The sequence below is a fragment of the Mesorhizobium sp. M0208 genome, from assembly GCF_040322015.1.
GTDB lineage: Bacteria > Pseudomonadota > Alphaproteobacteria > Rhizobiales > Rhizobiaceae > Mesorhizobium.
In genome coordinates this window covers 103,293-116,022 of sequence record NZ_JAMYSP010000020.1, presented here as the reverse complement: position 1 = coordinate 116,022, position 12,730 = coordinate 103,293, and the positions used below count along the sequence as shown (strand labels likewise).

Below are 12,730 nucleotides of genomic sequence, written 5' to 3'. Positions count from 1 at the left end.
CCCGAACCCCCCAGCGCAAAGCGCGCCAAACTGTTCGCGATGTCCTCGCACACCTGTTCGCGATGTCCCCGGTCCAAACACCCTCAAGGGGGGGAGAGCGCGAGCCCTCAAACATGCACCGCCCGCCCCAGCGCCTTCAGCGCCGCTTCCTGAAAACCCTCGCCCTGTGTTGGATGGGCATGGATCGTTCCGGCGATATCCTCCAGCGTCGCACCCATCTCCAGCGCTAGGCCAAAGGCCGTAGATAATTCCGACACGCCCTGGCCGACGGCCTGGATGCCCAGCACCAGATGGTTGTCGGCGCGGGCAACGACCCGCACGAATCCGTCCTCGCCCAACTTCGTCATTGCCCGGCCATTGGCGGTGAAGGGAAACTGTCCGACCTTGATCTCGCCACGCGCCTTGGCCTCTTCCGGCGACAGGCCCGCGGTGACCAGCTCCGGGTCGGTGAAGCAGACAGCCGGGATCGCTCGTCTGTCCCAGCTGCGCTTGTGGCCGGCGACGATCTCGGCGACCATTTCGCCTTGCGCCATCGCCCGGTGCGCCAGCATCGGCTCGCCAGTGACGTCGCCAATGGCAAAGATACCGCGCATCGAGCTGCGGCACTGGTCGTCGATGCGGATGAAGGAGCCGGCCATGTCGAGGTCGATCTGCTCCAACCCCCAGCCTTCGGTCACCGGCTTGCGACCGACCGTGACCAGGACCTTGTCGGCAGCGATCTTGCCGTTCTTGCCGCCATTCGTCTCGACCAGCAGCGCGTCGCGCTTGGTGGACAGCCCCTTGGCCTTGGCGTTCACGAGCACCTCGATGCCGAGTTCGGCCAGCCGCTTAACCACCGGCCGGGTCAGTTCCGCATCATATTGCGCCAGCACGCGCGGCAACGCCTCGACCACGGTCACCTTGGCCCCCAGCTTGGCAAAGGCGATGCCGAGTTCCAGACCGATATAGCCGCCGCCGACCACCGCCAGCCTCTCTGGAACTTCGCTCAGCGCCAGCACCTCGGTCGACGAAATAACCGGTCCGCCGAACGGCAGCGATAGCAACTCGACCGGCGCCGAGCCGGTCGCAATCACCACCGTTTCGGCGCGGATCACCTGGATGCCGATCTCGGTGTCGACGGCAACGGTCTTGCCGTCGCGAAACGTCGCCCAGCCATGCACCGTCTTCACGCCAGCTTTCTTCAGCAGGCCGGCAACACCGTTGTTCAGCCGGCTAACGATCCCGTCTTTCCAGGCCATGGTGGCGGCGAGATCAAGCGATGGTGCGGCGATCGCAATACCGAGCGGGCTTTTTCCACCCGCCATGTGCGAGAGCTTCTCGAACTCCTCGGCCGCGTGGATCAGCGCCTTGGACGGGATGCAGCCGACATTGAGACAGGTGCCGCCCGGTCTGCCGAACTCGACGATAACCGTATCGATGCCGAGCTGCCCGGCACGGATCGCGCAGACATAGCCGCCCGGACCGGCGCCGATGACCAGCAGCTTGCAGGAGATTTCCTTCATGGCGATAGGCTCTTGTTGGCGAAGAAAGACCCCCTCATCCGGCCGCTTCGCGGCCACCTTCTCCCCGCTGGGGAGAAGAGGCTAGCGCCGGCGCTGGCGACCTCCTCTCCCCTCGGGGAGAGGGTAGCGATGCGGAGGCCGGGTGAGGGGGCCGTTGCGACCGTTCTCATTACCTCAGTCCACAAAAATCAACGCGGGCGTCTCTAGCAGCGTCTTGATGCGCTGGATAAACACCGCAGCGTCCCAGCCGTCGACGACGCGATGGTCGAAGCTGGAGGACAGGTTCATCATCTTGCGCGGGATGAACTGGCTGCCGTCCCATACCGGCCGCACCATCATCTTGTTGACGCCGACGATCGCCACTTCCGGATGATTGATCACCGGCGTCGTCGCCACGCCACCCATGGCGCCGAGCGAAGTGATGGTGATGGTCGAGCCCGAAAGCTCGTCGCGTGTCGCCGTGCCCGACCTGGCCGCCTCGGCGAGCCTGTTAACCTCGGCGGCGCAGTCCCAGATGTCGCGCGCCTCGGCGTGCTTGACCACCGGCACCATCAGCCCCGCAGGCGTCTGCGCCGCGATGCCGATATGGACGCCGCCATGCTGGTGGACGATGCCGGCTTCGTCGTCGAACAGCGCATTGAGGTTCGGCTGGTCGGCAATGGCCTTGACCATCGCCCGCATCAGGAACGGCAGCAGCGTCAGCTTCGGCCTGTCCGCGCCCGGCCGCTTCTCCTTGTTGAGCGCGGCGCGCAAATCCGCGAGTGCGGTGACGTCGATCTCCTCGACATAGGTGATGTGCGGGATGCGCGACTTGGCCAGCGTCATCTTCTCGGCGATCTTTCGCCTGAGCCCGACTATCTTGATGTCCTCGACCGTCTCGTTGCGGGCAAGGCCAGGGGCCTTCGCGAGCTGCGGTCCGCGTGCCAGGAACGCGTCGATGTCCTCATGCCGGATGCGGCCGGCCGGGCCGCTCCCCGGGACCTGCCGAAGGTCGATGCCGGCCTCTTTCGCCCTGAGGCGGACGGCCGGCGAGGCCAGTGGTTTTTCGCCTTCCGGACGCGGCGCGCTGTTGACCTTGGACCTGGCGCCGTCATCCCCGGGCTTGTCCCGAGGATCTACCGACCTCTCGGAACTGATCGCGTCATATCCGTGTGGGACGGCAGATCCTCGGGACAAGCCCGAGGATGACGGCGCCAAATTGGGTAATGACGGCTCCAAGCCCGAGGACGGGCGAGCCCGCGCATCGTCAGGGGTACCCTCCGCCGTAACGTCTGCAAGCGTCGCGCCAACCTTGACGTTCCCCTCGCCGGCCACTTTCAACCTGACGATTGGCGCGCCGATCGCCACAGTGTCGCCGATCTCGGCGCCAAGCCAGAGGATCTCGCCATCGACGGGCGAAGGGATCTCGACCGTCGCCTTGTCGGTCATGACCGCGGCAAGCACGGCGTCCTCGCGCACGAGATCGCCGACCTTGACCTGCCATTCGACCAGCTCGGCCTCGGCGACGCCTTCGCCGACATCGGGCAGCTTGATGACATATTCGCCCATTGTCTTCCCCCCTCAGGCCTCCATCGTTTCGACGAGCGCGCGGCCTAGCCGGGCGGGACCGGGAAAATAGTCCCACTCCTGCGCATGCGGATAGGGCGTGTCCCAGCCGGTGACCCGCGCCACCGGCGCTTCCAGATGGTAGAAGCAGTTCTCCTGAACCAGCGCCGAAAGTTCGGCGCCGAAGCCGGATGTCAGCGTCGCCTCGTGCACGATCACGCAGCGCCCGGTCTTGTTGACCGAGGCGACGATCGTCTCGAGATCCAGCGGCAGCAGTGTCCTCAGATCGATGATCTCGGCATCGATGCCGGTCTCCTCGGCTGCCGCCTGGGCAACATAGACCATCGTGCCGTAGGCAAGCACGGTGACTGCCGAGCCCTGTCTGCGGATCACCGCCTTGCCGAGCGGCACCGTGTAGTGGCCATCGGCGACTTCGCCGAGCTGATGCTTCGACCATGGCGTCACCGGCCGCTCGTGATGACCGTCGAAGGGGCCGTTATACAGCCGCTTCGGCTCCAGGAAGATCACCGGGTCGGGATCCTCGATCGCTGCGATCAGCAGGCCCTTGGCGTCGTGCGGATTGGACGGAACCACGACCTTCAGGCCGGAGACATGGGTGAACAGCGCCTCCGGGCTCTGGCTGTGGGTCTGGCCGCCGAAAATGCCGCCGCCGGTCGGCATTCTCACGACGATCGGGCAGGTGAAATCGCCGTTCGAGCGGTAGCGCAGCCGCGCCGCTTCCGAGACGATCTGGTCATAGGCCGGATAAACATAGTCGGCAAACTGCACCTCGACGCAAGGCTTCAGCCCGTAGGCCGCCATGCCGATGGCCGCGCCGACAATCCCGGATTCGCTGATCGGCGCATCGAAGCAGCGGCTCTTGCCGTATTTCGCCTGCAGGCCTTGCGTGCAGCGGAAGACGCCGCCGAAGAAGCCGACATCCTCGCCGAACACGATGACGCGTTCGTCGCGCGCCATCGACACGTCCATGGCGTCGCGGATCGCCTCGATCATGGTCCGCCGCGGCATGGTCAGACCCCGGCCTGTTGGCGCTGGCGCCTGAGATGCGGCGGCATCTCGGCATAGACGCCCTCGAACATATCGCGCGCCGAAGGCTTGCCGCCGGCATGCAGCGTGCCGTGGCGCTCGGCCTCCCGCTGCGCTGAAATCACCGTGTCGAGAATTTCCGCCTCGGCCTGGGCGTGGCGTTCGTCAGACCAGACGCCGCGCTGGATGAGGTGGTTCTTCAGCCTGACGATCGGGTCGCCGAGCGGCCAGGCGTCGGACTCGGCCTTCGGCCTGTAGGCCGACGGGTCGTCGGAGCTCGAATGCGCGCCGACGCGGTAGGTGACGTATTCGACCAGCGTCGGCCCGAGATTGCTACGCGCCCGTTCCGCCGCCCATTTGGCCACCGCATGGACGGCGAGATAGTCGTTGCCGTCGACGCGCAGTGACGGGATGCCGAAGCCGAGGCCACGGGCGGCAAAAGTACCGGAGCCGCCGCGGGCGATGCCCTGGAAGGTCGAAATCGCCCATTGGTTGTTGACGACGTTAAGCACGACCGGCGCCTTGTAGGTCGAGGCGAACACCAGCGCCGAATGGAAGTCGGACTCGGCGGTCGAGCCGTCGCCGATCCAGGCGGCGGCGATCTTTGAATCATTGCTGATTGCCGAGGCCATCGCCCAGCCGACCGCCTGGATGTACTGCGTCGCCAGATTGCCGGAGATCGAGAAGAAGCCGTGCTCCTTCGACGAATACATGATCGGCAATTGCCGCCCTTTCAGCGGATCGGCCTCGTTCGAATAGATCTGGTTCATCATCGTGACCATCGGGTAACCGTCGGCGATGAGCAGGCCGGCCTGCCGATAGGTCGGAAAATTCATGTCGCCCCGCGACAGCGCCTTGCGAAAGGCGCAGCTCACTGCCTCTTCGCCGAGATGCTGCATGTAGAAAGAGGTCTTGCCCTGGCGCTGCGCCATCTGCATGCGCGCATCGAAGCTGCGCAGCGTCATCATATGGCGCAGCCCCTCCAGCAACTCGTCGTCCGAAAGCAGCCCTGCCCACGGCCCGACCGCCTCGCCAGCGCGGTTGAGCACGCGGATGATCGAGAAGGCCAGATCGCGGATGTCGCGCGGGTCGACGTCGATCTTCGGGCGCGGCACCGAGCCAGCTTTTGGAATGCTCACATTGGAGAAATCCGGCGTCCCGCCCGGCCGCACTTCCGGTTCCGGAACATGGAAGCGCAACATTCCGGCATCGGCCATGATCTCGGTCCTCCACTGTTGCCCGGCCAGGATATTTGCACACCGCCGGACCAGTGCCAATTCGCCGGGCGCGGCTTCGGGCCAACGACCGCGCCGGCCAGCACTCGTCAAGATGAAGATATGTCCGCGAAATTTCTTGTCGATCTTCCGCCGCCATGCGCAATTTGGCGAATGGTCCGGCCCGATCTGGCGCATGAGAAGGGATTCCTGCTGGCAAGATCCCTCTGTCGAGTTCCTTCCCGCCGTATAGGACAGAGGGGGGCGCTGTCCCATAGGCGTCTCGTCTCGATACAATCCCGCCAATCCCTCCGTTCACCCCGCGCGCGCGTCATGGTAATCAGTGCCCATGTCACAGAAGAAAGCATACGAAGTCGATGCATGGCTCGCGAAGCCGGATCCGCGCGTCTCGATCGTGCTGCTTTACGGTCCCGATCGCGGGCTGGTTGCCGAGCGGGCAAAGGCCTTTGCCGGCAAGACCGGCCTGCCGCTTGACGATCCGTTTTCAGTGGTCAGGCTGGACGGATCGGAAGTCGACCGCGACGAGGGCCGCCTGCTCGACGAGGCCCGCACCGTGCCGATGTTTTCGGAGCGGCGCCTGCTATGGGTGCGCAATGCCGGGGCCCAGAAGGCGCTTGCCGACGACGTCAAGGCGCTGACGTCGGAGCCCGCGCGGGACGCCATCATCCTTATCGAGGCCGGCGACCTGAAGAAGGGCGTCGGCCTGCGCGCCGTGGTGGAGGCGGCGGATAATGCCATGGCATTGCCTTGCTATGCCGATGAAGCCAGGGATATCGATACGGTCATCGACGACGAACTGCGCAAGGCCGGCATGTCGATGACGCTGGAGGCCCGGCAGGCGCTGCGCCGCAATCTCGGCGGCGACCGGCTGGCCTCGCGCGGCGAGATCGAAAAGCTTGTGCTTTATGCGCATGGCCAGGCCGAAATCGGCCTTGACGACGTCAAGGCGACGTCTGGCGACGTCTCAGGCCTCTCCTTCGATACGGCGGTCGACGCCCTGCTCGAAGGCAGGATCGCCGACTTCGACACCGCCTTTACCCGCCATTGCCAGTCCGGCGGCCAGCCCTTCCTGGTGCTTTCATCGGCGATGCGGCAGCTGCAGACGATCCAGGCCATGCGCGGCCAGATGGACGCCGGCGGCCGCAATGCCGCTTCGGTCGTTGCCGCGGCGCGCCCGCCGGTTTTTTTCTCCCGGCGCAAGCTGGTGGAGAAAGCCCTCGAACGGTGGAGCAGCGAAGCGCTCGGCCGCGCACTCAACCGCCTGCAGACGGCGGTCCTGCAGACACGCCGGCGGCCGGATCTGTCGATCGCGCTGGCACGACAGGCCCTGCTCGGCATTGCCGTGGAGAGCGCAAGGCTGGCGCAGCGAGCCTGATCTCCCTCCTCGAGGGGGAGATTGACGGCTTCAGCGATTTCGCCAACCGCCAATGTCTCAAAGAGAAAACGGCCGACGCAATGGCTGGCCTTTATTGACTCACTTAGTCTACTTCATTTGCCGGCTAAATATCGCGATCTTTCAGCAGCCTACCTACTCCCGCTTCAGCCTTCGGCAAAGCTCGTCAAGCTGCTCCAGCGTCCGGTAAGCGACGCTGATCACGCCGCCGCGCTGGTTGTGCTCGATCGTGACGATCATGCCGATCGTATTGGTCATCAATTTTTCCAGCGCTAGCGTGTCGGCATCCTTTTGCGGCGGCGCTGCGGGCTGGCGCTTTGCCGCCGGCGCGCCGACCGGCATCTGCGCCAGCGCCTCGGCCTGGCGCACCGAAAGCCCCTCGTCGATGATCCGCTTGGCAAGCCCGGCCGGGTCCTCGGCGGTCACCAGGGTGCGGGCGTGGCCGGCCGAGAGCGCGCCGTCGACCAGCATGTCGCGAATGACGTCGGGCAGCTTGAGCAGCCTCAGCGTATTGGCGACATGGCTGCGGCTCTTGCCGATCACCTGGCCGAGATCGGCTTGTGTATAGCCGTGGTCGTCGATCAGCTGCTGGTAGCCCAGCGCCTCTTCGACCGGGTTGAGGTCGGTGCGCTGGACGTTTTCGATGATCGCCAGTTCGAGCGCCGTGCGATCGTTGACGTCGCGTACGATGATCGGGATTTCGGTCAGCCCGGCGCGTTGCGCCGCGCGCCAACGACGCTCGCCTGCGATGATCTCGTAACGGCCCGTTTGGGTTTTCGACGGCCGCGCCACCACCGGCTGCACCACGCCATGTTCGCGGATCGACTGGGCGAGGTCGGTCAGGTCGGCGTCGCCAAAATGCCGGCGCGGGTTTTTGGGATTGGGGCTGAGGAACTCGATCGGCACCTTGCCGTCGGCCGCCAGGCCCGGCTTTTCCGGTGCCGCCGGACGATCGATTTCGCCGATCAGGGCCGCCAGTCCCCGTCCCAGTCTTTTCCTCGAAGGGTCTTCGTTCATCATCCGTCCAGATCGTTTCGGTGTCGAATCGGCTTATTGTTTAGGCAGCACGCAATTTGCGCTCGCGGCGGATGACTTCCGAAGCAAGCTGCAGATAGGCCTGGCTGCCCGAGCATTTGAGGTCGTAGAGAATCGCCGGCTTGCCATAGGACGGCGCCTCGGAAACGCGGACATTGCGCGGGATGACGGTTTCATAGACCTTGTCGCCCATATGCGCCCGCACATCCTGCACCACCTGGTTGGCGAGATTGTTGCGCCCGTCGAACATGGTCAGCACGATGCCCTGGATCGTCAGGTCGGGGTTGATCGAGCGGCGCACCTGCTCGACCGTCTCCAAAAGCTGGCTCAGGCCCTCCAGCGCGAAAAACTCGCACTGCAGCGGCACCAGCACCGAATCGGCTGCAGCCATCGAATTCAGTGTCAGCAGGTTGAGCGACGGCGGGCAGTCGATCAGCACATAGCCGAAGTTGGCCGCGCGCTCGGCCGAAGCCCGTAGCGCGTTGCGCAGCCGCAGCACCCGATCCGGCGCCGAGGCGATTTCCATCTCGATGCCGAGCAGGTCGAGCGTCGACGGGACGATCGACAGGCCAGGCACCGCCGTCGGGATCGCCGCCGCTTCGAGATCGAGTTCGCCGGTCAGCACGTCATAGGACGAGACGGTGCGGTCGCGCCGGTCGATGCCAAGCCCGGTGCTGGCATTGCCCTGCGGGTCGAGATCGACGATCAGCACCTGTTCGCCTATGGCCGCCAGCGCGGTGGCCAGATTGATGGCAGTCGTCGTCTTGCCGACGCCGCCCTTCTGGTTGGCGACGGTGATGATTCGGGGGCCGTTCTTCATCATGGGTCTATGCCAGAAATTCATGCCAGAAATTCATTTGGGGTCGCCGGTCACAAGCCAGGATGCGGTCGCAAGTCGGATACTTCAAGAATGACGCCCTGCGCGTCGGTTGCACTGGCATGTTCTACCAGATCGAAAGACCATCGTTGAGCGCTTTCTGCCACTTCGGCGCGGTAATCCCGGCCTTTGTGAAACAGGCCATGCGACCCCTTGGTCAGCCACGGCGCCGTCAGGTCGAGCAAGTCGGGCAGCGAGGCGAGCGCCCTGGCTGTGACGATTTGCGGTGCAGGAACAAGAGGATAGCTATCGTCGATGCGGCGCGCGATGACCTTGGCGGGCAGATTGAACTGTCCGACGACCGTTTGCAGGAACGATGCTTTCTTCCGGTTGCTTTCAACAAGATCGATGCTGGCGCCTTCCCGCTCGGCGAGCAAAAATGCCAGCACGAGGCCGGGAAACCCGCCGCCCGAGCCGAGATCGACCCAGCGCTTCGCCTCTGGTTTGATTCGCGCCAGCTGCGCGCTGTCGAGGATGTGGCGGCGCCAGACATCGTCCTGCGTCGATTGCGCGGCGAGATTGATCCGGCGGTTCCATTTCTGGAAGACGGCCTCGAACGCGACCAGACGATCGAATGTTTCACGTGAAACCGGGCCTGCTGCCTCTTGCAGGTTTGCCCAGGACGCAGTGCTCACGCGACCTGCTTTCGCGCAGCCGCCTCGGCATTGCGCACATGCGCGACGATGATTGCCAGCGCCGCCGGCGTCATGCCCTCCATACGCTGCGCATCGGCAATGGAGCGCGGCTGGCGTGCCAGCATCTTCTGCTTCAACTCATTGGACAGGCCGGGAACAGAGGCAAAGTCGAGCGATTCGGGAATCAGCCTGCTCTCCTCATGCCTGATCTGCGAGACGTCAGCCTGCTGGCGGTCGAGATAGACAGAATATCTGGCTTCCGTTTCAAGACGTTCGGCCGTTTTGCTGTCGATCACCGCGAAAGCCGGCTCGATCCGCGCCAGCCAGGCGATGTCGACGCCAGGATAGGCCAGCAACTCATAGGCTGAGCGGCGGACGCCGTCCCGGTTGATTTCGAGCCCATGGCGCGCCGCCTCATTGGGGGTCATGGTGGTGCCGAGGGCGAGCTGTCGCGCTTTCTCAAGGTCTTGCACGACATTGTTGAACCGCTGCATCCGCTCCGGCGAGGCGATCCCCAGTCTCATAGCCAGCGGCGTCAGCCGCTCATCGGCGTTGTCGGCTCGCAAAGACAGCCGGAACTCGGCCCGCGAGGTGAACATGCGGTACGGTTCGGTGATGCCGCGGCTGGTCAAATCGTCGACCATCACCCCGATATAGGCTTCGGTGCGGCTGAGCACGATTTCATCGCTCGCCGAGGCCTTGCGCGCCGCGTTGAGGCCGGCGAGCAGTCCTTGCGCGCCGGCCTCCTCGTAGCCGGTGGTGCCGTTGATCTGGCCGGCGAGGAAAAGCCCGCCGATCCGCTTTGTCTCCAGCGTTGGCTTGAGCTCGCGCGGGTCGACATGGTCATACTCGATGGCATAGCCCGGCTGCAGCATGGTTGCCCGCTCCAGCCCCGGAATGGTCTTCAGCATGTCGAGCTGCACGTCCTCGGGCAGCGAGGTCGAAATGCCGTTCGGATACACCGTGTCGTCGTCCAGCCCTTCCGGCTCCAGAAAGATCTGGTGGCCTTCGCGGTCGCCGAACTTGACGATCTTGTCTTCGATCGACGGGCAATAACGCGGCCCGACGCCTTCGATTGACCCCGAATACATGGCCGACCGGCCGAGATTGGCGCGAATCAGCTCATGCGTGGCGTGGGTCGTTCGGGTGATGCCGCAGTGGATCTGCGGGTTTTCGATGCGCTCGGTGAGCAGCGAGAACGGCACGGGATCTTCGTCCGCCGCCTGGCTCTCCAGCGACGCCCAATCGATCGTCCTGCCGTCCAGCCGCGGCGGCGTGCCGGTCTTCAGCCGCCCGAGCTTGAAGCCGGCGCGGCTCATCGTCGCCGAGAGGCCGACGCTCGCCTGCTCGTTCATGCGGCCGGCGACAATCTTCTTCTCGCCAATATGGATCAGCCCGCGCAAGAAAGTGCCGGTCGTCAGCACCACGGCGCCGCAGGCGAGCCGGCGTCCATCCGCCAGCAGCACCGCCGCGATGCGCCCATTGTCGATTTCAAAATCGAGAACCTCGCCCTCGACCACATCGAGACCGGCCTGCTCGCGAATCGCCGCTTGCATGGCGAGGCGATAGAGCTTTCTGTCGGCTTGCGTTCGCGGACCACGCACCGCCGGCCCTTTGCGGCGGTTGAGCAGCCGGAACTGGATGCCGGCCGCATCGGCAACGCGCCCCATCAGCCCGTCCATGGCGTCGATCTCGCGAACCAGATGGCCCTTGCCGAGGCCGCCGATCGCCGGATTGCAGGACATCACGCCGATCGTGTCGAAGCGCAGCGTCACCAGCGCCGTTCTGGCGCCAGCCCGCGCAGCGGCGCTTGCAGCCTCGCACCCAGCATGGCCGCCGCCCACCACAACCACATCGTAGCGATTGGTCATTTGTATATTCCGATTCAAATCTGCCGACACATGTGCCCACAGCCACATGCTGTCAAGAACACTGCTCGTTTCACGTGAAACAATGTAGCGGTATCAGCGCCTGGTGTTTCACGTGAGTCACGGCGTTGGTGCCTTCGGTGGCGCAGAACATCGGCGGGACGGGGAAGGAGCGCCGTCGCTCGCCTTCCGTCACGGATGCTTGCAATGTTTCACGTGAGTCATTTGCCGATACAGAACTGCGAAAAGATAACGTCCAGCATATCCTCGACATCGACCGCCCCGACGATCCGTCCAAGCCGATCCGCTGCCAGGCGCAGTTCCTCGGCCCGTAGCTCCTGCCCGCGATGACAACTGACCACTGCTGCGACCAGGAAGCGTTTCGTCTCGTTGAGCAACTCGACGTGCCGCAGCCGCGACGGCAGGATATCGCCGGCCTTGCCGATCTGCGCTGCGGCACGACGCCCGATCTCGTCCAGCAATTCGGCCAGACCCGTGCCGTCCCGCGTCGAGATGGCGAAATCATAGTGCGCCGTGGGCGAGGGTGACTTGCCCCCCAACAGGTCAATTTTTGTTCCGACCCTCAGCGCCGGCATGTCGCCCGGCCGCATACCGATCGCGACTGGCTCCGCCAGATCCTCCAGCAGCAGCAGCAGATCAGCGCTGTGCGCCTTGGTCCTGGCCTTCTCTATGCCAATCGCCTCGATCTTGCCGGGCGCCTCGCGCAGACCGGCGGTGTCGGTTACCCTGACCCGCACCCCTTCCAGGTCCAGCACCACTTCTAGCAGGTCGCGGGTCGTGCCGGGCTCGTCGGTGACGATGGCCGCTTCGCGCCGCGCCAAAGCGTTGAACAGGCTGGACTTGCCGGCATTCGGCGCGCCAAGGATCACGACTTCGAATCCGTCGCGGATGATTTCGGCGGCACGAAAGCCGGCGACATGGCGCTCGATTTCGTCGATCATGGCCTGAACATCGGACCAGACCGTATCGGCGACCGAACCCGGCACGTCGTCCTCGTCGGCAAAATCGATCTCGGCCTCGATCATCGCCCGAGCGTGGATCAGCCGTCGGCGCCAGCCCAGATAGAGTTCGCTCTGCACGCCCTGAGCGTTGTGAACGGCAAAGCGCCGCTGCGCTTCGGTCTCGGCGTTGATGAGATCGGCCAGCGCCTCGGTCTCGACCAGATCGAGCTTGCCGCTGAGAAAGGCACGGCGGGTGAATTCACCAGGCTCGGCGTGCCTGACGCCGTCGAAGGAGGCGATGGTTTCCAGCATCCTCGCCACGACGGCGCGTCCGCCATGCACATGGAACTCGGCGACGTCCTCGCCGGTGAAACTGTCGGGCCCGGCAAAGAAGACGACCAGGCCGCTGTCCAGCACCGATCCGTCGGGCGCCCGGAGCTTGCGATAGGCGGCCACGCGGTTCGGCACGGTCGATCCGGAAATCGTTTCGACAACGAATCGACTCTGCGGCCCGGAAATCCGAATCACCGCAATGCCGGCCGGCAGGCGCCCGCTCGACAGCGCTACAATGGAGTCTTTCAAAATCATTTGCCCGCTCTGCCGAAGCGCCCTAGCTATGCCTGTTCAATCC

General features: G+C 64.7%; 10 protein-coding genes. 1 reads left to right on the top strand and 9 read right to left on the bottom strand.

Features of this window, described 5'->3' with window-relative positions; translation table 11 throughout:
• Positions 1–107: 107 nt before the first annotated feature.
• The 4 genes from lpdA to NKJ17_RS20460 all read right to left on the bottom strand — a co-directional run bounded on the left by lpdA (position 108) and on the right by NKJ17_RS20460 (position 5,311).
• Positions 108–1,502, bottom strand: a complete 1,395-nt coding sequence (gene lpdA / locus NKJ17_RS20475) for a dihydrolipoyl dehydrogenase (protein ID WP_352508590.1) — start codon at positions 1,500–1,502, stop codon at positions 108–110.
• Positions 1,503–1,676: 174 nt separating this feature from the next.
• Positions 1,677–3,050 carry a dihydrolipoamide acetyltransferase family protein gene (locus NKJ17_RS20470; protein ID WP_352689821.1) on the bottom strand — a complete coding sequence of 458 codons (1,374 nt, stop codon included), beginning with the start codon at positions 3,048–3,050 and terminating at the stop codon, positions 1,677–1,679.
• Positions 3,051–3,062: 12 nt separating this feature from the next.
• Positions 3,063–4,076 carry an alpha-ketoacid dehydrogenase subunit beta gene (locus tag NKJ17_RS20465; RefSeq protein ID WP_352508592.1) on the bottom strand — a complete coding sequence of 338 codons (1,014 nt, stop codon included), beginning with the start codon at positions 4,074–4,076 and terminating at the stop codon, positions 3,063–3,065.
• A gap of 2 nt (positions 4,077–4,078) precedes the next feature.
• Complete coding sequence (locus NKJ17_RS20460; RefSeq protein ID WP_254817940.1) at positions 4,079–5,311, bottom strand: 3-methyl-2-oxobutanoate dehydrogenase (2-methylpropanoyl-transferring) subunit alpha; 1,233 nt, start codon at positions 5,309–5,311, stop codon at positions 4,079–4,081.
• Between the two features lie 346 nt (positions 5,312–5,657).
• Between NKJ17_RS20460 and holA the strand changes: the two genes are divergently transcribed.
• Complete coding sequence (gene holA, locus NKJ17_RS20455) at positions 5,658–6,704, top strand: DNA polymerase III subunit delta (protein ID WP_352508593.1); 1,047 nt, start codon at positions 5,658–5,660, stop codon at positions 6,702–6,704.
• A 153-nt stretch (positions 6,705–6,857) separates the two neighbouring features.
• Here holA and NKJ17_RS20450 read toward each other — a convergent pair whose 3' ends face one another.
• From NKJ17_RS20450 to mnmE, 5 genes are all read right to left on the bottom strand, one after another.
• Positions 6,858–7,739 (bottom strand): ParB/RepB/Spo0J family partition protein, encoded by an 882-nt coding sequence (locus tag NKJ17_RS20450; protein ID WP_352508594.1) that lies wholly within the window; start codon positions 7,737–7,739, stop codon positions 6,858–6,860.
• A 40-nt stretch (positions 7,740–7,779) separates the two neighbouring features.
• Positions 7,780–8,580, bottom strand: a complete 801-nt coding sequence (locus NKJ17_RS20445) for a ParA family protein (protein ID WP_352689820.1) — start codon at positions 8,578–8,580, stop codon at positions 7,780–7,782.
• Between the two features lie 47 nt (positions 8,581–8,627).
• Complete coding sequence (gene rsmG / locus NKJ17_RS20440) at positions 8,628–9,269, bottom strand: 16S rRNA (guanine(527)-N(7))-methyltransferase RsmG (protein WP_352508595.1); 642 nt, start codon at positions 9,267–9,269, stop codon at positions 8,628–8,630.
• On the bottom strand, positions 9,266–11,140 hold the full coding sequence (gene mnmG / locus NKJ17_RS20435; protein ID WP_352508596.1) for a tRNA uridine-5-carboxymethylaminomethyl(34) synthesis enzyme MnmG: 1,875 nt from the start codon (positions 11,138–11,140) through the stop codon (positions 9,266–9,268). The genes rsmG and mnmG overlap by 4 nt, the downstream gene beginning before the upstream one ends.
• Before the next feature lie 218 nt (positions 11,141–11,358).
• On the bottom strand, positions 11,359–12,687 hold the full coding sequence (mnmE, locus tag NKJ17_RS20430; protein ID WP_352689819.1) for a tRNA uridine-5-carboxymethylaminomethyl(34) synthesis GTPase MnmE: 1,329 nt from the start codon (positions 12,685–12,687) through the stop codon (positions 11,359–11,361).
• Between the last annotated feature and the right edge of the window lie 43 nt (positions 12,688–12,730).